This window comes from Rhodococcus sp. A14 (assembly GCF_011603105.1).
GTDB lineage: Bacteria > Actinomycetota > Actinomycetes > Mycobacteriales > Mycobacteriaceae > Rhodococcus_F > Rhodococcus_F opacus.
On record NZ_JAAOQS010000121.1, the window covers coordinates 1 to 24,064 of the forward strand.

The 24,064-nt window shown below is 68.8% G+C and carries 22 protein-coding genes and 3 pseudogenes; 11 read left to right on the forward strand and 14 right to left on the reverse strand.

What is annotated here, in order from left to right; translation table 11 throughout:
• A pseudogene (locus G9373_RS38080) lies at positions 1–244 on the forward strand (restriction endonuclease); the annotation flags it as partial.
• Positions 245–310: 66 nt separating this feature from the next.
• On the opposite strand, the gene G9373_RS38085 reads toward G9373_RS38080, so the two are convergent.
• Both G9373_RS38085 and G9373_RS38090 read right to left on the reverse strand, forming a co-directional pair.
• Positions 311–772: a 6,7-dimethyl-8-ribityllumazine synthase gene (locus G9373_RS38085; RefSeq protein WP_005252720.1), complete on the reverse strand. Its 462-nt coding sequence runs from the start codon at positions 770–772 to the stop codon at positions 311–313.
• A 23-nt stretch (positions 773–795) separates the two neighbouring features.
• Positions 796–1,308, reverse strand: a complete 513-nt coding sequence (locus G9373_RS38090) for an Lrp/AsnC family transcriptional regulator (protein WP_005252722.1) — start codon at positions 1,306–1,308, stop codon at positions 796–798.
• Positions 1,309–1,446: 138 nt separating this feature from the next.
• On the opposite strand from G9373_RS38090, the gene G9373_RS38095 reads away from it, so the two are divergent.
• Together G9373_RS38095 and G9373_RS38100 are read left to right on the forward strand one after the other, a co-directional pair.
• Complete coding sequence (locus G9373_RS38095; protein ID WP_346842901.1) at positions 1,447–4,959, forward strand: indolepyruvate ferredoxin oxidoreductase family protein; 3,513 nt, start codon at positions 1,447–1,449, stop codon at positions 4,957–4,959.
• 6 nt (positions 4,960–4,965) lie between these two features.
• Positions 4,966–6,060 carry a Glu/Leu/Phe/Val dehydrogenase dimerization domain-containing protein gene (locus G9373_RS38100; protein WP_005254115.1) on the forward strand — a complete coding sequence of 365 codons (1,095 nt, stop codon included), beginning with the start codon at positions 4,966–4,968 and terminating at the stop codon, positions 6,058–6,060.
• A gap of 68 nt (positions 6,061–6,128) precedes the next feature.
• Here the strand turns inward: G9373_RS38100 and G9373_RS38105 are convergent, their stop codons facing one another.
• From G9373_RS38105 to G9373_RS38135, 7 genes are all read right to left on the reverse strand, one after another.
• A complete protein-coding gene (locus G9373_RS38105; RefSeq protein ID WP_037203123.1) occupies positions 6,129–6,542 on the reverse strand; it encodes a nuclear transport factor 2 family protein in 414 nt (137 codons plus the stop codon).
• Positions 6,543–6,625: 83 nt separating this feature from the next.
• Positions 6,626–7,099, reverse strand: a complete 474-nt coding sequence (locus tag G9373_RS38110; protein WP_005570550.1) for a helix-turn-helix domain-containing protein — start codon at positions 7,097–7,099, stop codon at positions 6,626–6,628.
• A gap of 85 nt (positions 7,100–7,184) precedes the next feature.
• Positions 7,185–7,760: a TetR/AcrR family transcriptional regulator gene (locus tag G9373_RS38115; protein WP_005252730.1), complete on the reverse strand. Its 576-nt coding sequence runs from the start codon at positions 7,758–7,760 to the stop codon at positions 7,185–7,187.
• Between the two features lie 54 nt (positions 7,761–7,814).
• Positions 7,815–8,399, reverse strand: coding sequence for a TetR/AcrR family transcriptional regulator (locus G9373_RS38120; RefSeq protein ID WP_005254118.1), 585 nt, complete (start codon positions 8,397–8,399; stop codon positions 7,815–7,817).
• A gap of 4 nt (positions 8,400–8,403) precedes the next feature.
• Positions 8,404–9,597, reverse strand: a complete 1,194-nt coding sequence (locus tag G9373_RS38125) for an acetyl-CoA C-acetyltransferase (RefSeq protein ID WP_005254119.1) — start codon at positions 9,595–9,597, stop codon at positions 8,404–8,406.
• A 72-nt stretch (positions 9,598–9,669) separates the two neighbouring features.
• The gene (locus G9373_RS38130; protein WP_133984722.1) at positions 9,670–10,857 is read right to left on the reverse strand and encodes an acyl-CoA dehydrogenase family protein; all 1,188 of its coding nucleotides are present in this window, start codon (positions 10,855–10,857) and stop codon (positions 9,670–9,672) included.
• Between the two features lie 43 nt (positions 10,858–10,900).
• Complete coding sequence (locus tag G9373_RS38135) at positions 10,901–11,644, reverse strand: SDR family oxidoreductase (protein ID WP_133984720.1); 744 nt, start codon at positions 11,642–11,644, stop codon at positions 10,901–10,903.
• A gap of 300 nt (positions 11,645–11,944) precedes the next feature.
• Here G9373_RS38135 and G9373_RS38140 point away from each other — a divergent pair, with 300 nt between their 5' ends.
• The 6 genes from G9373_RS38140 (at position 11,945) to G9373_RS38165 (ending at position 19,630) form a co-directional block, all read left to right on the forward strand.
• Positions 11,945–13,234 (forward strand): MFS transporter, encoded by a 1,290-nt coding sequence (locus G9373_RS38140; protein WP_167120130.1) that lies wholly within the window; start codon positions 11,945–11,947, stop codon positions 13,232–13,234.
• On the forward strand, positions 13,234–14,901 hold the full coding sequence (locus tag G9373_RS38145) for an AMP-binding protein (RefSeq protein ID WP_167120134.1): 1,668 nt from the start codon (positions 13,234–13,236) through the stop codon (positions 14,899–14,901). Before G9373_RS38140 ends, G9373_RS38145 begins: the two co-directional genes overlap by 1 nt.
• A complete protein-coding gene (locus tag G9373_RS38150; RefSeq protein ID WP_005254124.1) occupies positions 14,889–15,863 on the forward strand; it encodes an NADPH:quinone oxidoreductase family protein in 975 nt (324 codons plus the stop codon). Before G9373_RS38145 ends, G9373_RS38150 begins: the two co-directional genes overlap by 13 nt.
• Before the next feature lie 81 nt (positions 15,864–15,944).
• Positions 15,945–17,078 carry a class I SAM-dependent methyltransferase gene (locus G9373_RS38155; protein WP_133984714.1) on the forward strand — a complete coding sequence of 378 codons (1,134 nt, stop codon included), beginning with the start codon at positions 15,945–15,947 and terminating at the stop codon, positions 17,076–17,078.
• A gap of 79 nt (positions 17,079–17,157) precedes the next feature.
• Positions 17,158–18,744, forward strand: coding sequence for a glycosyltransferase family 39 protein (locus tag G9373_RS38160; protein ID WP_133984712.1), 1,587 nt, complete (start codon positions 17,158–17,160; stop codon positions 18,742–18,744).
• 331 nt (positions 18,745–19,075) lie between these two features.
• Positions 19,076–19,630, forward strand: a complete 555-nt coding sequence (locus tag G9373_RS38165; protein ID WP_005570539.1) for a TIGR03086 family metal-binding protein — start codon at positions 19,076–19,078, stop codon at positions 19,628–19,630.
• Positions 19,631–19,805: 175 nt separating this feature from the next.
• On the opposite strand, the pseudogene G9373_RS38170 reads toward G9373_RS38165, so the two are convergent.
• A pseudogene (locus G9373_RS38170) lies at positions 19,806–20,314 on the reverse strand (short-chain fatty acyl-CoA regulator family protein); the annotation flags it as partial.
• Between the two features lie 30 nt (positions 20,315–20,344).
• Here G9373_RS38170 and G9373_RS47105 point away from each other — a divergent pair.
• Positions 20,345–20,425, forward strand: a pseudogene (locus G9373_RS47105) (citrate (Si)-synthase); the annotation flags it as partial.
• A 51-nt stretch (positions 20,426–20,476) separates the two neighbouring features.
• On the opposite strand, the gene G9373_RS47915 reads toward G9373_RS47105, so the two are convergent.
• The 4 genes from G9373_RS47915 to G9373_RS38190 form a co-directional block, all read right to left on the reverse strand.
• Positions 20,477–20,611, reverse strand: coding sequence for a hypothetical protein (locus tag G9373_RS47915; RefSeq protein WP_005254130.1), 135 nt, complete (start codon positions 20,609–20,611; stop codon positions 20,477–20,479).
• 95 nt (positions 20,612–20,706) lie between these two features.
• The gene (locus tag G9373_RS38180; RefSeq protein ID WP_167120137.1) at positions 20,707–22,059 is read right to left on the reverse strand and encodes a hypothetical protein; all 1,353 of its coding nucleotides are present in this window, start codon (positions 22,057–22,059) and stop codon (positions 20,707–20,709) included.
• Positions 22,060–22,129: 70 nt separating this feature from the next.
• On the reverse strand, positions 22,130–22,786 hold the full coding sequence (locus G9373_RS38185; protein ID WP_167120140.1) for an ESX secretion-associated protein EspG: 657 nt from the start codon (positions 22,784–22,786) through the stop codon (positions 22,130–22,132).
• A gap of 14 nt (positions 22,787–22,800) precedes the next feature.
• Positions 22,801–23,718 (reverse strand): PPE domain-containing protein, encoded by a 918-nt coding sequence (locus G9373_RS38190; RefSeq protein ID WP_167120143.1) that lies wholly within the window; start codon positions 23,716–23,718, stop codon positions 22,801–22,803.
• A gap of 157 nt (positions 23,719–23,875) precedes the next feature.
• Between G9373_RS38190 and G9373_RS46000 the strand changes: the two genes are divergently transcribed.
• On the forward strand, positions 23,876–24,064 hold a 189-nt coding region (locus tag G9373_RS46000), incomplete at its 3' end, for a hypothetical protein (protein WP_206033321.1).

Here is a 24,064-nt window from a genome sequence, read left to right on the forward strand (position 1 = left end):
GCCCCCACCCGAGCCCGAATCGCCGGCGCGCATCGTCGCCCGCAACGCACGGGCGATGGTCGCAGGCTTCTTCGGCGCGCACTGGCGACTCCTCGGCGCCGTCGTCTGCACGATTGTCCTCATGATCGCCCCCTTCGGCGAAGGGAACGTCGGGCTCCGCGTGTTCGCGACCATCCTCGCCGTCGTCGGCGCGCCCGTGTTCTGGCTCCTCTACGTCCAGCACCGGCACGCGAACGACCGGTAAGACGAGAAACCACCGTCAGCATGTACTGACGGTGGTTTCTCGTATCGGGTTCGGAGTGGGCGAATCTCAGTTCGCGGTCGGGAGCGACTTCAGCGACGTGACGGTGGCGACGCAGGCGCGAGCGGCCTCGGCGCCCTTCTTCACGAAGTGATCGTGGAAGTAGTTGAGGTGCTCGTCGTGCTCGTGGAAGTGGTGCGGCGTCAGCACAACCGAGAACACCGGCACATCCGTGTCGAGTTGCACGCGCATGAGGCCGTCGATCACCGCGGTCGCGACGAACTCGTGCCGGTAGATGCCACCGTCCACGACGAGCGCGGCGGCGACGACGGCGTCGTAACGGCCGGTGAGGGCGAGGCGGCGTGCGTGCAGCGGGATCTCGAACGCGCCCGGCACCTCGAAGAAGTCCAGTTCGTCCTTCGAATACCCCAGCGTGTTCACCTCATCGGTGAAGCCCTCGCGTGCGCGGTCGACGATGTTGCGGTGCCACGTGGCCTGGATGAACGCGATTCGTCCCTGACTCTCACTCATGGTCTGAAACTACTGCACCGGAGCTAGCGCTGTGAACGGGGCAGTGCCGTGGACCGGCCCCACCCGGAGTCGTCGGTGAGGTGCTCGAGCAGCGGCTGAATCCGGTACGGCAGCGGGCTGGTCAGCGCGATGGTGGTGGTCGAATGCGTGATGCCGGGCAGGTTCGCGATCTTCTCCAGCAACTTCTGCAGCTCCGCGTGCGTGGACGTGGCCACCCGCACCAGCAGGTCTTCGCGGCCGGTGGTCGCGTGGATCTCGATGACCTCCGGCAGGTCGACGAGGCGGTTGCCGACGGCGGTGAGCTTGCCCTGTTCGAGTTCGAGCCCGACGAACGCCTGGATGGGAATCCCGACCTCGGCGAGGTCGAGGTTGGGGCGGAAGCCGGTGAGCAGTCCGCTGGTCTCCATGCGCTTCATCCGGGACTGCACGGTGTTGCGGGCGACGCCCAGCGAGTTGGCGAGTTCGGCCACGCTCATGCGTGAGTCCTTGCCGAGCAGTCCGAGCAACTGCACGTCGAGCTTGTCGATGCTGAGCACTTTGGGTACCTCCGGGAAGTGACGACCGTCACCTGTTGCGTGAACTGATCAGTTGATCCGATTTGCGTTGACCAAATCTTAGACCAGATACAGGATCAAGCTCACGAAATGCTCAACGCGACGGATCGGGAATCGCAGATGACTCAGCTAGACGACGCTCGCACCAGTGCAGCATCCTTTGATCTCGCCGACCGATACCGGGCCGACTCGGGCCCGGTGTTGATGACCGGTGTCCAGGCCATCGCCCGCCAGCTGGTGGAGCAGCACGAACGCGACCGCCGCGCGGGACTGAACGTCGCGACGTTCGTCTCCGGCTACCAGGGCAGCCCCCTCGCCGGCCTCGACCGCACCATCGCCGCCATCCCCACGTTGAGCACCGACCACGACGTGAAGTTCGTGCCCGGCATGAACGAGGAACTCGCCGCGACGTCCGTCTGGGGCAGCCAGGTCGACCTCCCGCAGGGCGAGCGCACCCACGACGGCGTCGTCGGCGTCTGGTACGGCAAGGGTCCCGGCCTCGACCGCGCCAGCGACTCCATCCGGCACGCCGCCATGTACGGCGCCAACGCCCGCGGCGGCGTCCTCGTCCTCGTCGGCGACGACCCCAACGCCAAGTCCTCCACCATCCCCTGCGCCAGCGAGCGGTCCATGGCCGCGATGGGCATGCCCGTGTTCTTCCCGCGCAACGCCGAAGAGGTCATCACGTTCGGCCTCTACGGTGTGGCGCTGTCGCGGATCTCCGGCTGCTGGTCGGGCATGAAGATCGTCGCCGACGTGGCCGACGGACTGTGGACCCTCGACCGGAACTTCGCCGACCTCGACATCGTGCTCCCCGAGATCGAGTGGAACGGCAAGCCGTGGTCGTACCGGCAGCGCGTGCTCGCGTCCCCGCCCGACAGTGTCTACGCCGAGGCCGACCTGTACGGGCCGCGCTGGGCGATGGTCGAGGCGTTCAACGCCGCCAACGAGATCGACAAGATCGAGGTCAACCCGCGCACCGCGTGGCTGGGCATCGCCGCCGTCGGCACCGCCTACGACTCGCTGCGCCAGGCCCTGCTCGACCTCGGGCTCGGCGACTCCCAGCTCGAGGACGCCGGCATCCGCATCCTCCGCATCGGCATGCCCTACCCCCTGGGCGCCGACAAGGTTCGCGAACTCGCCGACGGCGTCGAGCAGGTCCTCGTCGTCGAGGAGAAGATGCCGTTCGTCGAGTCGCAGCTCAAGGACATCCTCTACGGCGGCGCCAGCGCGCCCGCGGTGCTGGGGAAGAAGAACACGCAGGGCAAGAACCTGATCCCCGTCGACGGTGAACTGACCGCCGCCCGTCTCACCGGACCGTTGCGCCGCGTCCTGAAGGACCGGGTCGCGCTGACGCCGGCCCCACCGCCGCGCCTCGAGCTGACCGTCCTCCCGACGTCGCGCACCCCGTACTTCTGCTCCGGCTGCCCGCACAACCGCTCCACCGCGGTGCCCGAGGGATCGATCGCGGGCGGCGGCATCGGCTGCCACACGCTGGTCACGATGTCCGGTCGCACCGACAGCGCCGTCACGATGCTCACCCAGATGGGCGGCGAGGGCGCGCAGTGGATCGGGCAGGCCCCGTTCAGCGACGTCAAGCACATGTTCCAGAACGTCGGCGACGGCACCTACTTCCACTCCGGTCAGCTCGCCGTGCAGGCGTGCGTCGCCGCCGGCGTCAACATCACGTACAAGGTGCTCTACAACTCCGCCGTCGCGATGACCGGCGCGCAGGACGCCGAGGCCGGGCTGACCGTGCCGCAGCTGACCCACAAGCTGGCGTCCGAGGGCGTCAAGCAGATCATCGTGTGCGCCGAGGATCCCAAGCGGCACAAGGGCGCCCACTTCGCCGCCAACACACTGCTGTGGGACCGGACCCGGCTCGACGAGGCGCAGCGCGTCCTGCGCGACATCGAGGGCGTCACCGTGCTGATCTTCGACCAGCAGTGCGCCGCCGAGGCCCGCCGCAAGCGCAAGCGCGGCAAGCTGCCCGCCCGCCGCACCCGCGTCGTCATCAACGAGGCCGTCTGCGAGGGCTGCGGCGACTGCGGCGTCAAGTCCAACTGCCTGTCCGTGCAGCCCGTCGACACCGAATTCGGCCGCAAGACCAAGATCGACCAGACCAGCTGCAACACCGACTACTCCTGCCTCGAGGGCGACTGCCCGTCGTTCGTGACGGTCGAGCTGCCCGAGGAAGGCGCGCCGAAGACGTTGCGCGAGATCCCCGTTCCGCCGGAGGTCGGCGACCCCGATCCCGCCGTGTGGACCGGAACGCACAACCTGTTCATGGCCGGTGTCGGCGGTACCGGCATCGTCACCGTCAACCAGGTGCTGGGCATGGCCGCGCTGCGCGCCGGGCTGCACGTCGAGGGACTCGACCAGACCGGTCTCAGCCAGAAGGCCGGACCCGTCACGTCGCACCTGCGGCTCAGCGATCAGAAGACGAGGACAGGGAGCTCGGCGCCGTCCAACCGGATCAGCCCCGCGACCGCCGACTGCGTCCTCGCATTCGACCTGCTGACCGCGGCCGACGCCAAGTACGCCGGCTTCGGCAGCTCCGACCGGACCATCACCGTCGCGTCGACCAGCCAGACCCCGACCGGCGACATGGTCTACGACCCCGCAGTCCGCTACCCGGACGAGGACAAGCTGCTCGAGCGTCTCGACGTCTCGGCCCGCGAACTGACCGCCATCGACGGGCTCGCCGCCGCCACCGCACTGTTCGGTAGCACCGCCGCCGCCAACTTCCTGCTGGTCGGTGCGGCCTACCAGGCCGGCGGACTGCCCGTCCCCGCACGGTTCATCGAGGAGGCCCTCGAGATCAACGGGGTGGCCGTCGAGTCCAACAAGGCCGCGTTCCACTGGGGACGCGTCGCCGTCGCCGACCGGGAGGCCTTCCTGGCCGCCACCAGCTCGGCCGCCGTGGCTCAGCGCAGCGACACCGTCGTCCCGACGCACCTGTTCGCCGGATCCACCCTCGACGGCACGACGCTCGAACTCACCGAACGCCGCGCCGCGAACCTCGTTGCGTTCCAGGGTGACCGCGTCGCCGCCCGCTACATCGCCCTGGTGCAGCAGGCATGGGACGCCGAGCGCGAGCTGGGCAGCCGGACCGAGTTCAGCGAGGCCGTCGCCGCCGGCCTGCACAAGCTCACCGCCTACAAGGACGAATACGAAGTGGCCCGGATGCTCACCGACCAGGCGTTCCTCGACGCCGCCGCCGGCGAGGTCCCCGGCGCGGGCAAGCTCACCTACAAGCTGCACCCGCCCGTCCTCAAGGCCATGGGCCGCAAGACCAAGATCGGTTTCGGCCCCCGCTCGCACGTCGCGCTCAAGACCCTCGCCAAGGCGAAGTTCCTGCGCGGCACCGCGTTCGACCCGTTCGGCTACGCCAAGGTCCGTCGTCTCGAGCGTCAGCTGCTCGCGCACTACGAGACCACGGTGGCCGGCCTCGTCGCCGACCTCTCCGCCGACACCTACGACACCGCAACGCTGATCGCCGCGACCCCCGACCTCGTCCGGGGCTACGAGGACGTGAAGCTGCGCAACGTCACCGTCTACCTCCAGCGTCTCGCCGAACTCGGCGTCGACACCTCCACCATCACGATTGCCACCACTCCGGAAAGGTCCTGAGAAGACATGACTCTCACCGCGGAACGTCACGACACCGCACTGCCCGAAAACGCTGGAGTGTTCGAGCGCACCGATTTCCCCACCGACACCGCCCACGAGCAGGTGACGTTCTTCCAGGACCCCGCCACCGGGCTCAAGGCGATCGTCGCGATCCACGACACCACCCTCGGACCGGCGCTCGGCGGCACCCGCTTCTACCCGTACGCCGACGAGGCCGCCGCGCTCAAGGACGTGCTGCGCCTGTCGCGGGGCATGACCTACAAGTCGGCGATCGCCGGAGTCGACCTCGGCGGCGGCAAGGCCGTCATCATCGGCGACCCCGCCACCGGCAAGTCGGAAGCGCTGCTCGAGGCGTACGCCCGCTTCGTCCAGACGCTCGGCGGCCGGTACATCACCGCCGGCGACGTGGGCACCAACTCCGACGACCTCGACGTGATGGGCCGCGCCACCGACTACGTCGTCGGACGCAACACGTCCGCCGGCGGGTCCGGCGACAGCGCCCCGATGACCGCCCTCGGCGTGTTCCAGGGGATGCGCGCCGCCGCCCAGGCGAAGTGGGGCACCCCGAGCCTCGCCGGCCGCACCGTCGGCGTCGAGGGCACCGGCAAGGTCGGCTACCAGCTGATCAAGCTGCTGCTCGCCGACGGCGCATCGGTGGTCGCCACCGACGTCGACGCCGCCGCACTCGACCGCGTCGCCCGCGACTTCCCCGAGGTCAAGATCGCGTCCACCGTCATCGACCAGGAACTCGACGTCTACGCACCCTGCGCGATGGGCGCCACGCTCACCGACGAGTCCGTCGCCGCGATCACCGCCCAGGTGATCTGCGGGGCCGCGAACAACCAGCTCGCCCACCCCGCGGTCGAGCACGACCTCGGCGAACGCGGCATCACCTGGGTCCCCGACTACGTCGCCAACGGCGGCGGACTCATCCAGGTCGCCGGCGAGCGGCTCGGCACGTCCGCCGACGACGTCCGCGCGCAGGTCGAGAAGATCTTCGCCACCGTCGTGCAGATCCTCGACGTCGCGAAGCGGGACGGCATCCTCGCCGGCGCCGCAGCCGACGCCGTCGCCGAGGCCCGGATCGCGGCAGCCAAGTAGGCGGCTCCGCCGCCCGTGAGTGGTTAGCGAGTGCCTGCACTCGTTAACCACTCACGGGCGCGAAGCGCCTAGGCCGTCAGCCGCCGGTGCAGTTCCCAGGCATTGCGCTCGACGCGGTTGGATTCGAGCATCCCGTCGGCCCGGACGTTCCACACCGCGGTACCCGTCAGATGGATCGGTTGCCCGTCCGGTTCGGTGCCCATGAATCCGCGATTGCGGCCGGTCATTTCCCACAGCGACGCGACGCGGGAACCGTCCTCGTTCTGGAACGTTTCGACGGGGATGAACTCCAGATCCTCGACGGTCGACTGAAACTTCAGCACCCATTCCTTGAAGGTGTCGCGGCCGCGGATGGCCTCCCCACCGGTGACGATGACGAAATCGTCGACGACGAGCTCGTCGATCGCGTGGGGATCCTGGGGTGACTGCCACACCCGGGCCCAGAAATTCTCGACTGCGTGAACTCCGTGTTGTACAGACATGGTTGCCTTGCCTCTCACTAACTTGGAATTTCCAAGTTAGCATGGATACGACGAGGTCGCGCCCCGTTCCTCACGAGTTCCGGTTAACCCTGCGGATTGCCGGCCGGGGCCGGAGCGCCCTGCTGTACATGCAGAGTCGATGCCGGAACGCGGCGACCGTCGTCGGTGACGAAGGCGAGGGACACGGCCTCGCCGGTGGTCTCGTCGGTGTACTCGGGGGAGGTGCTACCCGGCCGCGGCAGATGGTCGCGCCCGAACTGTCCCAGCGCCCCGATCACGACATGCAACTGCTTGCCCTTCTCGGTCAGCACGTACTCCCGACGTTCCCGCGACCCCTCCTGGCGATAGGCGCGGCGTTCGAGGATTCCTTCGTCGACGAGCATCGCCAACCGTGCGGTGAGCACGTCGGACGCCACCCCGAGACTGCGGGTGAACTCCGAGAACCGGCTGTGGCCCCAGAAGGCGTCGCGGACGATGAGCAGCGTCCACTTGTCGCCCAGGAGTTCGAGGGTGCGCGCGATGGAGCAACGGGCAGGGGTGGCCGACGACGGACTCATGTGACGAGGATACTCAGCGGCTCCGCCGCCCGTGCGCGGCGAACGAGTGCAGAGACTCGCTCACCGCGCACGGGTGCGAAGCGCCTCACGCCCGCATCCCCGTGACGACGGCGTCGAGGAACTCGTCCGCGATCTCTTCGGGTGTCTCGGCGCCCGCGGGGGTGATCCACAGGTAGCTGTAGTTGAACATGCCCAGCAGGCCCTTGACCATCAGCCGCGGGAGAGCCCGGAACTGTCCGTCGCGGATGCCCTGCTCCAGCGCGTTCCGCCAATGCGATTCGTAGCGTTCACGTTCGGCGATGATGCGATCACGACGCTCGTCCGTCAGGGCGTGGTACTCGCGGAAGAACACCGTCCACTCCGCACGGTGCTCGGCGATGTTCCGCATGAGGGCTCGTGCAAGACCGCGCAGCCGTTTCTCCGGATCGGCCTCGGACAGCGCGAGTTCGTCGGCCACCGTGTTCATCTGCGCGAGTTGCCGGCTGCTGATCTCGTAGAGGATTGCCTCCTTGCTGCCGATGTAGTGGTACAGCGCGCCCCGGCCCAGCCCGGTGGCCTCACCGATCTCGGCGACCCCGGTGCCGTGGTAGCCCGACTTCGCGAACAATTCGGCGGCCACCTGCAGGACTCGGTCCCGGTTGGCGTCGTACTTGTCGCTCATCGAAGGGCCCCTTTGTCTCCCGGCGGTCGAAGATGTGAGTCTAGACGGCCCAGATCACGGGTTCGGCGCGGCCAGCCCGGTGATCAGGGCGTCGAGAAACCCGTCGGCGATCTCTTCGGGGGTGCGGGTCCCGTCGGCGGTGAGCCAGAGGTAGCTGTAGTTGAACATGCCGAGCACACCCTTGATCATCAACGGCGGCAACAGTGTGAACACCCCGTCCCGGACGCCTTGGTCGAACGCGTGCCGCCAATGCGATTCGTACCGTTCGCGGGCCGCGACGACCCGCACACGCCGATCACCGGTCAGGGCGTGGTACTCGCGGAAGAACACCGTCCACTCCGCGCGGTGTTCGGCGATGTTGCGGAGCAGGGCGCGCGCGAGACCGCGGAGGCGGCGCTCCGGATCCGGTTCGGTCAGGGCGAGTTCGTCGGCGACCGTGTTCATCTGCGCGAGTTGCCGGCTGCTGATCGCGAACAGGACCTCCTCCTTGCTGCCGATGTAGTGGTAGAGCGCCCCGCGGCCGAGCCCCACCGCCGTGCCCAGGTCGGCGATCCCGGTGCCGTGGTAGCCCGACCTCGCGAACAGCTCGGCGGACACGCGCAGAATTTCGGCGCGGTTGAGGTCGTACTTGGTGCTCATCGAATCACCGTTCGACGTGCACGATCAGGGCCTGCCCCTGGCCGCCGCCCCCGCACAGCGCGGCTGCGCCGACGCCACCTCCGCGGCGTCGCAGTTCGAGCGCGAGGTGCAGGACGATCCGTGCCCCCGAGACGCCGATCGGGTGGCCGAGCGCGATCGCGCCGCCGTTGACGTTCACCCGGTCCGCGTCGAGACCGAGGCGTTCGGACGAGACGAGTGTGACGGCGGCGAACGCCTCGTTGATCTCGACGAGATCGAGGTCGCGAGGCGCGATCCCCTCGCGTCGGCACGCGGCCTGGATGGCGTTCGACGGCTGCTCGTGCAGACCCGAATCGGGTCCGGCGACCACAGCGCGTGATCCGATCTCGGCCAGCCACGACAGTCCGAGCCGGACGGCCGTCGACTTCCGTGTGACCACGACGGCGCAGGCACCGTCGGAGATCGGTGACGAGTTGCCCGCCGTCAGCGAGCCGCCTGCGGCGAAAGCCGGAGGCAGACCGGCGAGGTCGGCCGCCGAGGTGTCGGCCCGGATGCCCTCGTCGTGGCTCACGTCGGTCGACTCACCCCGCCCGGATCTGATCGGAACGGGAACGATCTCGGCCGCGAAGACGCCGTCCTTTCGTGCGCGTGCGGCCGCACGGTGCGAGCGCGCGGCCCACTCGTCCTGGGCCTCGCGGCTGATCCCGTACTCGGGATTCCTCGACTCGGTCAGCGCCCCCATCGACGACCCCGTGAAGGCGTCCTGGAGCCCGTCGAACGCGAGGTGGTCGATCAGAACCGTGTCGCCGTACCTGTGTCCGCGACGACTGTTCGTCAGCAGGTGCGGCGCAGTGCTCATCGATTCCTGACCGCCGGCGACGACGATGTCCGCGTCGCCGGCGGAGATCATCTGGTGCGCCAGCGTTATCGCGTCGATTCCGGAGAGGCACATCCGGTTGATGGTCAGTGCCGGTGCGGTCATGGGGATTCCGGCGGCTGCCGCCGCGACGCGCGCCGGCAGTTGGCCACTGCCCGCGGTGAGCACCTGGCCCATGACGACGTGGTCGACGGCGCGTGCGTCGACGCCGGCCGATTCCAGCGCACCACCGATCGCGTGGCTACCCAGTTCCTGGGCGCTCAGGCTCGACAGGGATCCCATGAAGCGTCCGAACGGGGTTCGCGCCCCCGCGACGAGGACGGTGGGGTCGTGATCCGTCATTGTTCTTCTCCTTCGAGAGCGTGGTGCCGCCCTGTGGCCGTTCCCGGCCGCAGGGCGGCTGTCGTGCGGATGTCAGGGCTGACGCGACGTCTCGAAGGCGTCGGAGAACGCGTACCCGTCGAGCAGGCGTCCCGCCGTGACCAGGTACTGGATCGTCGGGGTCCCCTCCTCGAGCCAGTTGAGGCGGGCGTCCCGGTAGAGGCGCTCGATCGGATGCGCGCGCGTGTATCCGATTCCGCCGTGGATGAGCAGAGCCCGGTCGGTCACCCGGCCGACGGCTTCGAGGCCGAACAGCTTGCACATGCTGGCCTCGGCGGGAATCCGTTCGCCGGCATCCCACTTCTGTGCTGCGTCGGCCAGGATCCCGCGCAGGGCGTAGACATCGGTGGCCATCTCCGCCAGGTAGCGCTGGATGGCCTGCCGTGTGCCGATCGGCTTGCCGAATGTGACACGGCTCTTCGCGTGGGCGATCGACAGTTCGAGGGCGCGCTCGGACGTGCCGAGGGAGCTTGCCGCGATGAACACCCGGCTGATCTCCAGTGCGCGTTCGAGGTGCTCGTTTCCCTGCCCCTCCACGCCGACGAGGGCGGTGGCGGGCACCCGGACGGAGTCGAGGGTGACGCGTCCGTGCTCGGTGCCCTTGCATCCCATCGTCTCGGGAAGTGCTGCGATCGAGAGACCGTCGGTCGCGCGGGGAACGAGGAACGCGGAGACGTCGGTGTCGGATGTCTTCGCGAAGACGATGAAGTGAGACGCGATGTCCGAGTTGGTGATCAACCACTTCTCGCCGTTCAGGATGTAATCGTCGCCCTCGCGCACCGCGGTCGACCCGAGGTCGGCGCCCGTCCCGAAACCCGGCTCCGTCAGCGCGAACGCGACCGAGTTCCGGCCCGTGGCCGTGCCCGGCAGCACGTCCGCCTTCTGCCGGTCGCTGCCGATCTCGGAGAGTGCGTGGGCGAAGGAGTTGTGCACGTGGACGATGACCCGGAGCCCGCCCTGCACCTTGGCGAACTCGGCGATGATCGGCAGGTACTGGGCGATCGAGAGGCCGCTGCCGCCGTACTCGCGGGGGACGAGCAGGCCGAGCGCGCCGATCCGCTCGAGGATGGGCATGACGATGTCGTGCGGAACCTGCTCGTCGTCCTCGATTCGCTGTTCGAGTGGATCGAGTTCGGACCAGATCGCTTCGAAAATGCGGTCCCGGAGCGCCAGGTACTCCGACTCCGGAATGCCGACCGAATGCGTGAGTGTCGCGGTCATGGTGTTGTGTCCCTTCGTTGTTGGTCGTTGCAGTCGTGGTGTGTCACAGCGCCCAGCCGCCGTCGGCGGTGAGGACGGAGCCAGTGCAGAATGTGGCGTCTTCGCTGAGGAAGACTGCGGCCTTGGCGATTTCGTCGACGGTGCCGAATCGGCCGAGGACGGTTTCTCGTTCGATGCGCCTACGTGCGGAGTCGGGCACCGCGTCGGTCATGTCGGTGGTGACGAAGCCGGGGGCCAGCACGTTGACCCGGATGCCGTCACGTGCGACCTCCTTGGCGAGTGAGCGACCGAAGCCGATCATCGCGGACTTCGCACTCGCGTACGCGGTGTCGCCGGCGTGACCGATCAGGCCGACGACCGACGACACGAGAACGATGCTCGGTGACCTGCCGTGCGCGAGGTGGGGTAGCGCGGCCCGGGCGAGGGCGACGGTGCCGCGGAGGTTCGTCTCTATCACGCTCCACCAGGCGTCCGGGTCCGTCTCGACGAGCCGCCCGCCCGACCACTGGCCCGCGTTCAGGACGAGCGAATCGAGGTGTCCCCAGTGCGAGACGACGCGCTCCACCGCCGTGGGCGCCGTGGTGTCGTCGTGCAGGTCGAAACGGATTGGGAGTACCTGTTCGGGGGCGTCCGCGGCGAGCTTCTCGGCGTCGTCACGTCTGGTCCGGTACGTGCAGCCCACCCGGCAGCCGCGCCGTGTCAGGGCTGTGGTGACGGCGGCTCCGATGCCGCGGGACCCGCCGGAGACCAACGCAACGCGGGGGGCGTCGTGATCGTTCTCGTTCATTCCCAGGAATGTACTGATCGATCCAAAAATAGTCCAGGGCGTTCGTGAAACTCGCGCTAATCGCTGTTTAAGCTCGATATTTGGGCGAAGTCCTAAGTGGATCGATCGGTACAAAAATGATTGCTATCGACGTCAGGGATGTGCTAGACCTGTGACCGTGGCCACACGGGGTGACGGTGCTGATGCGATGTCCGATCGGCGAACCCCGGGCGAGGCCCGACGGCCCGATCACAACCGCGGTGGCACCGGATCGACACGGCAGCCGCACCGCCCCACATCAGCAGCGATGGGAGATTCGATATGAGAGTCATCGACGACCTGGAGGTCACTCGGGTCAAACCGCGGAAGGTTGCCTTCGCGTCCTTCGTCGGAACGGCAATCGAGTGGTACGACTTCTTCATCTTCGGGACAGCGGCCGCCCTGGTATTCGGGAAGGCGTTCTTCCCGTCGTTGAGTCCGCTGTCGGGAACGCTGGCCGCATTCGCGACGTTCGGTGTCGCGTTCGTGTCGCGTCCCGCAGGCGCGATCGTCTTCGGGCACTTCGGAGACCGGATCGGCCGCAAGAAAATGCTGGTGTTCTCCCTGGTGCTGATGGGGTCGTCGACGGTCGCGATCGGACTCATTCCCACCTACGGAGCGATCGGTCTCGCAGCGCCCGTGCTGCTCGTCCTCGCGCGCCTGGCACAGGGCTTCGCGGTCGGCGGAGAATGGGGCGGCGCGGTGCTGATGGCAGTCGAACACGCACCGCGCGAGAGGCGGGCGTTCTACGGCAGCTGGCCGCAGGCCGGCGTGCCTGCCGGACTCGTGCTCGCGACGCTCGCGTTCCTTCTGGTCGAGCAGCTTCCCGAGGACAAGGTGCAGGCGTGGGGATGGAGGCTTCCGTTCCTCGCCAGTGCCGGGTTGGTCGCGGTCGGCATGTACGTGCGACTGAAGGTCGTCGAATCGCCGGAGTTCGAGAACGTCAAGCGCAACAAGAAGATTGCCGACTTCCCGATCCTCGCGGTCCTGCGGGGGGAGAAGCGCGCGCTGGGCGTCGGCATTCTGACCCAGGCCGCCTCCCTCGTGCCGTTCTACCTTGTCACCGTCTTCGTCCTGTCGTACGGTCCGAAGGAACTCGGCATCTCGCGGCAGACGATTCTGTTGAGCATCCTCGTCGCGTGTGTTCTCGACATCCTGTCGGTGCCCTACGCGTCGATGATCGCGGACCGGATCGGAGCACGGAAGATGTTGATCTACGGGTCCCTCTACATGGCCGCGATCGCGTACCCGTTCTTCTGGTTGCTGTCGACCGGCGTGGGTGTCGCCGTCCTGCTGGCGATGATTCTGATCATCACCATCGGTCACGCCGTCACCTATTCCGCGGTGGCCGGCTACGTCACCGGTCTGTTCCCGGCCGAAGTCCGGTACACCGGCGCGTCCGTCGCCTATCAGTTCGGTGGTGTCGTGTTCAGTGCTCCCGCACCGTTCATCGCGGTGGCGATCGCTGCCGAGGCGGACGGTTCGTGGGCCCTGGCCGCGTACATCGCCGCGGCGTGTGCCATCACGGTCCTGGTCCTGACCCTGACGAAAACTGCAAAGGTGAATCACTGATGTCTCCCGACAGACTCGCATCGTCCGCACTCTCCGGTGCCTGGCAGGACATCGAATCCCTGCTGGACCGCGACCCGTTCGGTGGCGACTTCAACACCGCCCACGAGATCTGCACCCGCTACGCGGCCGACCCGAACCGGGTGGCGCTGACCGTCCGTCACGAGGACGGCTCGGCCGACCGCTGGACGTACCGCGAACTCGACAGGCTCGCGGCCAAGGCGGCACGGGTGTTCGCACGCGCGGGGCTGACGCGGGGAGACCGCGTCGGCGGACTGCTCTCGCGACAGGTCGAGAGTTGGATCACCGCCCTGGCGGCGTGGCGCTCCGGGCTCGTGTACGTGCCGCTGTTCGGCGGGTTCGCCCCGGACGCGATCGGCCTGCGCCTCGACGCGGCGGGAGTCCGCGCGGTCGTGGTCGATCAGCGGTACCGGCCGGCCCTCGCGGAAGCGCAGGCGACCCACGGACTCGATCCCGCGGTGTTCGTCGTCGGCGACGTCGCGGCCCGCAAGGACGACCGGTCCTTCTGGACCGAGGTCGACCGGGCCGACGCCGACGGCCCGCTCGCGACCACGGCACTCGGGGATACCGCCACCCTGCTGTTCACCAGCGGAACATCCGGAACACCGAAGGCGTGCACCATGACCCACGCCACCTTCGTCTCGGTCATGCCCTACGCGAAGGCCGTTCTCGGGGCGACCCGCGACAGCGTCGTCTTCTCGACGTCGGACCCGGCGTGGGCGTTCGGGCTGTACAGCACCGGTGCCGCCGTCATGGCGCTGGGCGTGCCGCGGGTCATGTACTCCGGGAAGTTCGTCCCCGAGGCCTGGCATCGCGTCATCCGGGAAGAGAAGGCCACGATCCTCACCACCGCGCCGGCCGCCCTGCGGCGACTGACGGCGACGTTCGCGCAGGAGGGAGTGCCGCCGACGCTCCGCACCGTCGCCGCTGCCGGTGAACCGCTCACCGCGGCGGTCGCCGCGGCCTGGGCCGGCACCGGTGCCCCCGCCGTGCGCAACGGGTACGGACTGTCCGAGGTCGGCATGCTCCTGGGCGACACCCAGGGCACCGAAACGAGGTCCGGCCCGGGCTGGATGTCCGCCACGATTCCGGGTTTCGACACCTTCCTCGCCGACCGGGACGGGCAACCGGTAGCCGACGGCCAACCGGGATTGATCGCGGTGCGGCAGCCCCGGCACCAGATGTCCAGCGGCTACGAGAACACCCCCGACCTGTGGGCCGACCGCTGGCGCGGCGACGTATTCCTCACCGAGGACCGAGCCGTCACAGACCCCGAGGGACGGTGGCAGATTCTCGGCCGGGACGACGACATGATCATCGCGTCAGGGCACAACATCAGCCCGGTCGAGGTCGAGAACGCGCTGTTGCAGCACCCGGCGGTCGCCGACGCCGCGGCAGTCGCGTACGACGATCCGATCCGCGGCGGAGTGGTCCGGGCCGTCGTCGTCCGCGCGGACGCCCGGGCCGGCGACGGCGACCTCGTCACGCAACTCACACACCTCGTCGCGCAACGCGTCGGACCCTACGCGGCACCCAAGGTCGTCGACTTCCGGTCCGACCTCCCGCGCACCGAAGTCGGCAAGCTGCGCCGGGCTGCCGTCCGCGAACTCCCAATCACATCAGCGGGGGCAACTGCATGCGCGCACTGATGGTCACCGCGCTCGACGGTCCCCGGGCCCTCGCCCCGGTCGAGGTCGACGAACCCGTCGCGGACGAATCCGCGATCCTGGTCGAGGTTCATGCGGTCGGGGTGTCGTTCCCGGATCTGCTTCTCACCCAGGGCCTGTACCAGTACAAGCCGGAACTTCCCTTCGTCCCGGGCGGCGAGGTCGCCGGGATCGTGCGGTCAGCGCCTGACGGCAGCGGATATTCTCCGGGGGACCGGGTCGTCGGATTGACCGGGGTGGGCGGCGCGATGGCGGAAGTGGTCGCGCTGCCGCCGGAGACGACTTTCTCCCTCCCCGACACGATCTCGATGTCCGCGGGCGCCGCCCTGCTGTTCAACTACCTCACCGTGCATTTCGCGCTGGTTCGTCGCGGGCGCCTCGAGAAGGGGGAGTCGGTGCTCGTCCAGGGCGCGGCGGGAGGCATCGGCACCGCCGCGATGACCCTGGCGCCCCACCTCGGCGCGTCGCGGACCCTCGCGGTCGTCAGCAGTGAGGAGAAGGCGGAGTACGTGCGGAGCCTCGGCGCCTCCGACGTCGTGACCACCGGGAACTGGCGGGACGAGGTCCTCGCGATCACCGACGGCCGCGGGGTGGACGTCGTGGTCGACCCCGTCGGGGGCGATCGCTTCACCGACAGCGTCCGATCCCTGGCGACGGGCGGGAGGATTCTCGTGATGGGCTTCACCGGCCGGGACATCCCCTCGGTGAAAGTGAACCGACTGCTCCTGAAGAACGCGTCCGCAGTCGGAGTCGCGTGGGGCTCGTGGTGGGCCGAGGACCCCCGACGACTGTCCGCGCAGTGGAGCGAATTATGTCCCTTGCTCGCGTCGGGCGCGTTGAAAATACCGGAGCCGACGCGGTACCCGTTCGAGACGGCGGCCGAGGCCCTGCTCGACCTCGAACACCGCCGAACCGTCGGGAAGAGTGTCCTCACCCTCCGGTGAGGCGGCTCCGCCGCCCGTGAGTGGTTAACGAGTCCCTGCACTCGTTAACCACTCACGGGCCGTAGGCCTAGGCTCTCCCTCATGGAAACCGAGTTCGTCCGCTGGACCGAGGACGGCACCGAGCATTCGGCGGTGTGGCGGTCCACCAGCGGGGCGACGCCCCCGAAGAAGATTCGCGTGGCCGACGACTCGATGACCGCCGACGAGGCGTACCGCCTGGCGTGCGAGGGGACGGCGCTGCTGTGGCGCGGCGACTTCCACAACGCCCGCCAGCTCGGCACCGCTGTCGCCGCCCGCACCGACCGTAAGACCCGCAAGACGTCCACCGACCCCGCCACCGCGTTCCACCTGCACCGGCAGACGCAGTCGCGGAGAGCGGGGATCCTCGGGATGCTGCTGGTGCCGTTCGACGCCGACCAGACCGTCCCGCTGCGACGCGCCCCCGACGTGCGGCAGGCGGTGCTCGCGGCGTACGGACCCACGGACCAGCCCACCGTCACCACCCTGCGCGACCTGCTCGGGGCGATCGGCGCCCACGAGTGGCAGAAGAAGGGCGTCGAGATCCCCGCCCTCGGGGCGCGCATCCACCCCGGCTACGGCGTGTTCTCGCCGATTCGCGGCGAATACGTCGACCTCGTCGCCGACACCCCGCTGCCGCCGCACACGCAGGCGTTCGACATCGGCACCGGCACCGGTGTGCTGGCCGCCGTCCTCGCGCACCGCGGCGTCGAGAAGGTGATCGCGACCGAACTCGACGCGAATGCGCTCGCCTGCGCTCGGGCGAATCTGGACCGGCTCGGCTACGCCGGTCAGGTGCAGGTGGTGGAAACGGATCTGTTCCCCGACAGCCGGGCACCGCTGGTCGTGTGCAACCCGCCGTGGATTCCCGCCCGACCCACCTCGCCGATCGAGTACGCGATCTACGATCCGGACAGCCGGATGCTCCGCGGATTCTTGGCCGGGTTGGCCGAGCACCTCGAGCCCGGGGGAGAGGGCTGGCTCATCCTGTCCGACATCGCCGAGCATCTCGGACTGCGGACCCGCGACGAATTACTGACCTGGATCGACGACGCCGGACTGACCGTCCTCGGACGCCGGGACGTGGCGCCCCGGCACGGCAAGGTCGCCGACCGTTCGGATGCGTTGCACGCCGCGCGCAAGCGGGAGGTGACGTCGCTGTGGCGGCTCGGTGCGCAGGACCCGCCCGCCGGGTAGCAGCGGGACGTAACGGCGACGCGGTCCGGAACGGTCTCCATGTAGGTCACTGATTTCACCTACCTCGAGGAACCGCGGAATGACGTCGCCCCTGCCCGTGCTGGCTTCCGAGCCGCGGCGCAGCGGTGTGGAGCGGGGAACCCTCGGGTGGACGAGATGGTGCGACCCACTCCTGCTCGGACTCGTGGCGGTCGCGATCTCGGGATTCCGGTCGTGGTCGCCGTCGTTCTGGCACGACGAGGCCGCCACCGTCTCGGTCGCCGGGCGCGACATCCCCGACATGGTGCGGTTGCTGTTCGACGTCGACGCCGTCCACGGCGCGTACTACCTGGGCATGCATGGCTGGCTGCGCGTCGTCCCCCTCACCGAGTTCTGGCTGCGACTGCCCAGTGTGCTGGCCGTGGGGATCGGCGCCGCCGGCCTCGTCGTGCTCGGAAAGCTGGTGTCCACGCGACGGGTGGCGTTGGTCGCGGCGCTCGTGTTCGCGATCCTGCCGCGGGTGACGTCCGCCGGAATCGAAGCGCGCTCGTACGCGCTGTCCGCGGCGCTGGCGGTGTGGGTGACCGTCGTGTTCGTCGTGGCCGTGCGCAGGCGGACGGGCACCGCCTGGGTGTTGTATGCGCTGTTTGTCGCGGTCTCGACCACGGTGTTCCTCTACAGCATCCTGATCGTTGCCGCGCACGTCGTGACGCTGGCGGTGACGAAGACCGGACGTCGCTGCGTCGGGTCGTTCGTCCTGGCTGCCTGCGCGGGCATCGCGATCGCGGCGCCGGTGATCGTGCTGGTGCAATCGCAGGCGGATCAGGTCTCGTGGATCGCCGGCCGGAATTTCGATCTCGTGTGGATCGTGCTCGTCGAGCAGTACTTCGACAACGCCCTCCCCGTCGCCGTCGTGTCAGGACTGCTCGTCGTCGCCGGAGTGACGGTCGGCATCGTCCGGGAGCGTGACCGCCGGGACGGCGACCAGGCCGGGCTTCTCGCGACCGCGGTGCCCTGGCTCGTGGTGCCCACCGCGCTGGTGCTGCTGTATTCGCTGACGTCGCAGAACGTGTATCTGGGTCGCTACTTCACGTTCACCGCTCCCGCGTGCGCACTGCTCCTCGGACAGTCGATGGTGTGGATCGCCGGCCTCGCCGGACGACGATCGCTGCCGCTTCTCGCGGTGATCCTCGCACTGTTCGGTGCCATCGCCCTGCCGTACTACCTCGTCCAGCGCGGACCGTACGCCAAGCCGAGCGGCATGGATTACAGCCGCGTCGCCGACCTCGTCGAATCCGAGTCCGCACCCGGCGACTGCGTGCTCTACGACCTGAAGAACGTCTGGAATCCCGGCCCGATGCGCACCGTCGAGACCGTCGATCCGCCCGCCTTCGCCGCTCTCCGCGACATCTCGCGGGGATCGACGGCCGCGGAACTGGGCGAGTTGTGGGACGAGACGCTGGCGCCCGACCGCATCGCGGACCAGATCAGGAGTTGTCCGGCGATCTGGCTGCTCACCGACCGATCCGCGGGGGTCGACAGCCACACCGGGGCGGCCGTCGATTCCCGTGATCCGGTGGCGCTCGGCGCCAACTTCCGCGTCGTGCGGTCCTACGGTTTCGACGTGGACGAGCGGTGGCAACTCAACGTCAGCCAGGTCGTGCACTTCGTCCGGCGCGGCACGTAGCGCGCTTTTCCGTTCCGGTGGCGGATCCTCGACCACCACCTCATGCCTGGGCTTTCGCAGGGTGGGCGACGCACGCTGGCGTCAGATCGCGGCGAGCACCCTGATTGCCGCCGCCGCCGCAGGGCCCCCGGTCAGATAAACCCACCGATCCAGTCGCCTCGTTGATCGACGGAGCACAATCTCGACGGCACCGCGGGCCGGACTCGGGCGCTTGCCGCCGCCGCTAGTTGACGAGCCCAGCAAGCAAACCCGGCCGTACGCCGTTCCCGAGAAGGACATCCGCGACGTCGCACCTTCCCGGAGCAAGTCCACGACCGCTACCGTGCGAGAGGTGGAACTCATTCTCGCTGCCTCGGCCGAATTCGAGCGCGTGGTGCGCCACCTGCCGGTGGACTCATGGGACCTGCCCACACCGTCACAGATGTCGGTGCGTGACCTGGTCGAGCACGTCGTGGTGGGAAACCGCTTCACTGCGCTCCTGCTTGCCGGCGTCGGTCGTGAACAAGCCCGGAACATGCTCACAGACGACCAGCTCGGAGACGACCCGGTCGCCGCGGTGGCCGAATCGTGGCGACACCAGGCCGAGGCCTTCGCCGCCGCACCACCGGAACAGCCAGTTCCAGGCCCGAGGGGCGACGTCCCTGCCGAAGCGTTCCTGCGCTTCCGGCTCGTCGACCTTGTGGTTCACGCGTGGGACCTCCTCCGCGCGGCGGGCCTCGATGAAACTCTCGACCCGCCTGTGGTCGCCGGGCTGTCTCGTGTGGTCGAACCACATCTGGACGACATGCTCGCGTTCGGCGCGTACGGCGAGGGCCCGAGTGGCACAGTGCCTCCCGACGCTTCGCAGCAGACCCGACTCCTCGACTGGTTCGGGCGACGGCCCTAGCCGCACTGCTCGCAATCCACGCCGATGCCACCGACAAGGCGGAGGCGATGGCCGAGGTTCAGGTGCGAGCAGCGTTACGCCCGTGAGTGGTTGACGAGTTCCTGGACCCGTCAACCACTCACGGGCGCGGAGCGCCTACCGGCCCAGCTGCGGGAACGCGCGTTGCGCGCACGCGTGAGTAGACCAACCGATCGGCGTACCCGATGTCGCAGCCGAGGCCGATCGCGAAATTGCGTTCTGGGGCGAGATATCCGAGACCGCCGCTGTGGGTGGTGCGCGCGATCCACAGGTAGGCGCGCCCGTCCGGCATCTTCGACACCTGCGTGAGGATCCGGCCGGGATTCGCGAACGCCTCGTGGACCACCCACAGCGGGCAGCTGCCGCCGACTCGGGAGAAGTGGAATGCGGTGGCGGACTGGCGCTTCGAAATGTTCCCGGCGCCATCGGTGCGGACGAAGAAGAACGACACGCCGCGCTGGCCCGGCCGTTGCAGCGTCGACAGCAGGCGACAGATCGTCTCGAACCCCACCTCGAACTTCAGGCCCAGCAGGTCGATGTCGTAGTGGAGTGATTCGGCGGCACCCAGGAACAGCGTGTACGGCAGGATGAGCGCCCCGGCGAAGTAGGAGCCAACCCGATTCGCGCGAGCGCGGCGGACTCGGCGGTCAGCGACTCGTCCTCCGCGGCGATCGGGGAGTTGAAGGGCCCGCTGCAATCGAGCAGGGCGCGTCGAACAGTTTGATTCGCCCGCTCAGCGAGTACTCGGGCGTCCCCCAGCGCTCCGTCGTCGCCTGACGGCTTGTGCGCCTTTGTGGCTGCTGCCGCTACCAGAAAGGCGCACGGGCGCTAGCGCTTCTTGACGTGCGAGACGATTTCCGGATCGCTTTGTCCGTTGGTCTTCATCTTCTTGTCGGCGCGCTTCTCCTTCAGCGACTTACCGGACTTCTTCGACATGGAATTGCGGGGCGATTTGTCAGCCATGGACCATCCCTGAATGCGGAACCTGGACGGCTCCGATAGTGCTGACAGTACGCCACATCCCGGGAAACCCGGACCGATCGTCGAAAGGGCGGCTTCTAGGACGACGGATCGTCGAACAGGGTCTGCTCCTCGGGGTTGGTGAACAGCCCCATCTGCTCGGGCCGCGGCTTGGTGTCGGGAGCGCTCGCCGTCGGTGGCAGCACGACGGTGCGGAGGGCGTGGCGCAGGGCGCCGACGATGCGCTCCCACTGGTCCGCCGACGCATCGTCGGTTTCACGCAACCGGGTCACCCAGGCGATGCCGGTGTCCAGGAGCACGAGGATCCGGTCGCGGTCGTGACCGCAGACGTCGGTGACGACAGCCGGATCGGTGTCGCCTCCGGGCCCGGCATGGAGATGGAACAGCGTCTGGAGTTCCTTCGGCAGGTCGGTGGACGACATCCGGTTCTCGGTGCGAGGTGCCGCGTCCGCCTCCGCGTCCGGGCCGGAGTCGCGGTGGAAGAACAGTTCGCCACCGAACCGCGACGCGAACTCGTTGTCGACGGTGCTCAGGAAATCGGAGAACGCCTTGCAGCTGTCCGTGAGGTGCTGCGGGACGAACGGGTTGCCCGACACTTCCAGGAACGCCGACAACCGGTCGTCGACCAGCACGAACTTGATCCGTGACCACGTGCGGTTGAGGTCGGCGGTGACCTCGGCGGCGCGGGTGCGGTCGCTGATGTCGTGCACGAGCGGCGCGAACAGTTGCACGTCGACGGTGTCGGCGAGCGGGCCGACGAACAGGATGGTGTTGCCCATCCGGATCGGGACGTCGCCGTCCGGGTCGCGTTCGGGCAGCAGTCCGAGCATCGGCACCAACGCGAGCGTGATCAGTTCGTGGAGGTGCTCGACGTCGCGGGGGATCACGGCGGCCGCGGGGTCGAGTTGCGCGACGAGCGGCGGCCGCACCGCAACCGGGTCGAACGTGGCCTCGGGATCCGTACTCGACGTCTCGGTGCTCAGGAACGCGGGATGCGTGATTCCCCAGACGTCGCGGAACGCGGCCACGGCCATCGCGGCCAGTTGATCCGACCACGACAGCTTCTTGTCGACGTAGAACGCGGGGGAGCCGTCATCGGGTTCGTCGTCCGGGCCGCGCGTCGGCCGGTTCCAGCCCAGCTCGGTGAGGTACGTCTGCTCGGCCTCGGTCAGTGCGCGGTCGGGGTGCAGGTAATGGTTCGACGGCACCTCGCAGCGCACCGTGTCCCCGTCCCACACGACGAACTGGATGCACGGCATCAGCCCCTGGGATTCGTCGAGCTCCTCGAACCCCGATTCGAGGACCAGAAGGTCCTCGTCCTGCATCGCTGCCAGATAGTCCGCGAGGCGCCGCTGGAACTCGGCCCAGTCGCGGTTCACACTCGAATCCAGATCGAAGTCCTGCATGTCTGCTCCGTCCGGGTCGACCACGAATCACCTACTTCCGCTCTATACGGTAGCGGCGATCGCCGAGACCGCAGCGCAGGAGGGGGTGGCGCGCTCAGACGGGGTGACCGGCCGCGATCCGTCCGGTCAGCCGGGTGACGGCGCCGAGGAGGTCCCACGACGTGCCCGGTTCCACCGCCACGGCGGAATCGCCCCACACGAGGTACCGGCCGTCGCCCTCGATGTCCCGCCACGCCAGACCGCCGACGGGGCGTGGTGAGTGCCGCGCGCCGCGGATCACGGTGACGACCCCCTGGCTCCTCGACGGCCGGTCGAGGATCCGGGCCGCCCGTGCGCTCCCGGCCGGTGTCGGCGGGACCACGACGCCCGCCGCCGCGCCCGCGTCGGTGTCGGGGAGCTGAGCGATCAGCTGCCGGCCGACGTCGTACGGTTCGCAGCTCCGGATCACCACTTCGGCGCCCGGATGCTGCACCGCCGCGATCCCGTGCCCGCGTGCAATGGCTCCCGTCATGCGGACCGGGGTACCGCCTGCCGAACCGGAGATCTCGATCCGGAGGTCGGGTTCGGCGAGCACCAGCAGCGCCGACTCGAGCGCGTCGTGTTCGGGTCCGGAGAAGGCGGCGCGGATCCGGCGCTGCTCCGCCGCGTACTCGTCGGCGGTGGCCAGCGTGCTCGTGACCCTGAACGGATACGGAATGCGGTCCTGGCCGGTCCGGGCCCACAATGCCGAGAACTGCGGGCCGGTCAACACCCAGTGCCCCACGACTATCGGCCGATCACCGCGGGTGTCACGAGAGGCAATCTTCCGACGAGTTCGCTTCCCTCGTCGATGCTTTCGAGGTACGTCGGGGGTTCCGCCTCGTCTTCCCGCGCGGCCGGCAGGGCGGGAGCGCCCGGCCGTTCGGGGGTGGTCGTCCGGTGAGAGGACACGATGCTGCGCGCGTACTGCGCCACCCCGCCGCCGACGGCCCCGGCCAGCGCCGCACCCGCGATCGAACCCGGCGCAGCCTGTGCGGGCGCCGGCGAGTCCTCGAGCAGCACCTCGCCGCTCTTGCGGTGCCCATTGCGCGGGACGGATTCGGATTCGGGCTCGGCCACCTGCTCATCGCTGGGTATGCCGTGCACCCCGTTCGGTCCGATGTCGAAGCCCACCGGCTGACCGTTTGCCGTTGCCGCGGCATCGGTCGCGGCGAGGCCCGCAGCGGGGAGTTGTTCGTCCGCGACCCGATACGCCGAGGTGTAGAAGGTGTCCATGGCGGCCTTCGCGTTCTGTTCTGCGGCGTCGGCGTCGGCTTCCGCAGTCCAGTTGACGGGCAGCACCCGGGTCCAGTCGGTCGGGTGTTCGCCGGGCCGACCCACCGCGCCGCGGACCGCTTCGGCTCCGGTGGTCGCGTGCCGCAACGCATCCGCCACATCGGTGAATCGGCCGCCGACCTGCCCGGCGTGGGCGGCGTAGTCGTCGAGCGCCGACGCCACCGCGTCCGCGGTCGGCCCACGCCAGCCGGTGTCGACGGCGGCACGGGTCGCGTCGTGGAACTCGGTGACCGACTCCTGGAATCGGCGTCCGAGGTCGTCCCAGGCCGCGGCCACCGCACCGGACTCGGCGGGCCTCAGCGCGTCGACCGCACACCTGATGGCTCGGTGATCCCACTCGCCCGACCGAAAATTCTCCCCGCCACTCATCCCCGACCTCCGATGCTGGACACTCACGGTCCCGGAGTGGACCCCCCAATCCGGCGGGAAGCCACCTTACCGACTCCCGCACCGGGCTTGTCACCGCTCCCGATCTCGGAAAGGCTCGGGTGGGCCTCAGCCCCGCGGTCTGGTGGTGACGGGCGGGATGGTGATCACCGGACGCGTCGTCGTCGTGGTGGTGACCGGCGGCAGTGTCGGCTCCGCGGGTGACGCCGTCGGCGGGGCCGCGATCCGGGGCACGGTCTGCTCGGTCGTCGTGATGACGGGAGGCCGGGTCACGGGTGTGGTGACCGGGGCCAGGCTGATCGTCGGGGGAGGCGGCGCGACCGTGGTC

Coding starts and splice junctions, on each gene's coding strand:
- G9373_RS38085 (WP_005252720.1), bottom strand. CDS start 772: ATGAGTGAGAGTCAGGGACGAATCGCGTTCATCCAGGCCACGTGGCAC.
- G9373_RS38095 (WP_346842901.1), top strand. CDS start 1,447: ATGACTCAGCTAGACGACGCTCGCACCAGTGCAGCATCCTTTGATCTC.
- G9373_RS38100 (WP_005254115.1), top strand. CDS start 4,966: ATGACTCTCACCGCGGAACGTCACGACACCGCACTGCCCGAAAACGCT.
- G9373_RS38105 (WP_037203123.1), bottom strand. CDS start 6,542: ATGTCTGTACAACACGGAGTTCACGCAGTCGAGAATTTCTGGGCCCGG.
- G9373_RS38110 (WP_005570550.1), bottom strand. CDS start 7,099: ATGAGTCCGTCGTCGGCCACCCCTGCCCGTTGCTCCATCGCGCGCACC.
- G9373_RS38115 (WP_005252730.1), bottom strand. CDS start 7,760: ATGAGCGACAAGTACGACGCCAACCGGGACCGAGTCCTGCAGGTGGCC.
- G9373_RS38120 (WP_005254118.1), bottom strand. CDS start 8,399: ATGAGCACCAAGTACGACCTCAACCGCGCCGAAATTCTGCGCGTGTCC.
- G9373_RS38125 (WP_005254119.1), bottom strand. CDS start 9,597: ATGACGGATCACGACCCCACCGTCCTCGTCGCGGGGGCGCGAACCCCG.
- G9373_RS38130 (WP_133984722.1), bottom strand. CDS start 10,857: ATGACCGCGACACTCACGCATTCGGTCGGCATTCCGGAGTCGGAGTAC.
- G9373_RS38135 (WP_133984720.1), bottom strand. CDS start 11,644: ATGAACGAGAACGATCACGACGCCCCCCGCGTTGCGTTGGTCTCCGGC.
- G9373_RS38140 (WP_167120130.1), top strand. CDS start 11,945: ATGAGAGTCATCGACGACCTGGAGGTCACTCGGGTCAAACCGCGGAAG.
- G9373_RS38145 (WP_167120134.1), top strand. CDS start 13,234: ATGTCTCCCGACAGACTCGCATCGTCCGCACTCTCCGGTGCCTGGCAG.
- G9373_RS38150 (WP_005254124.1), top strand. CDS start 14,889: ATGCGCGCACTGATGGTCACCGCGCTCGACGGTCCCCGGGCCCTCGCC.
- G9373_RS38155 (WP_133984714.1), top strand. CDS start 15,945: ATGGAAACCGAGTTCGTCCGCTGGACCGAGGACGGCACCGAGCATTCG.
- G9373_RS38160 (WP_133984712.1), top strand. CDS start 17,158: ATGACGTCGCCCCTGCCCGTGCTGGCTTCCGAGCCGCGGCGCAGCGGT.
- G9373_RS47915 (WP_005254130.1), bottom strand. CDS start 20,611: ATGGCTGACAAATCGCCCCGCAATTCCATGTCGAAGAAGTCCGGTAAG.
- G9373_RS38190 (WP_167120143.1), bottom strand. CDS start 23,718: ATGAGTGGCGGGGAGAATTTTCGGTCGGGCGAGTGGGATCACCGAGCC.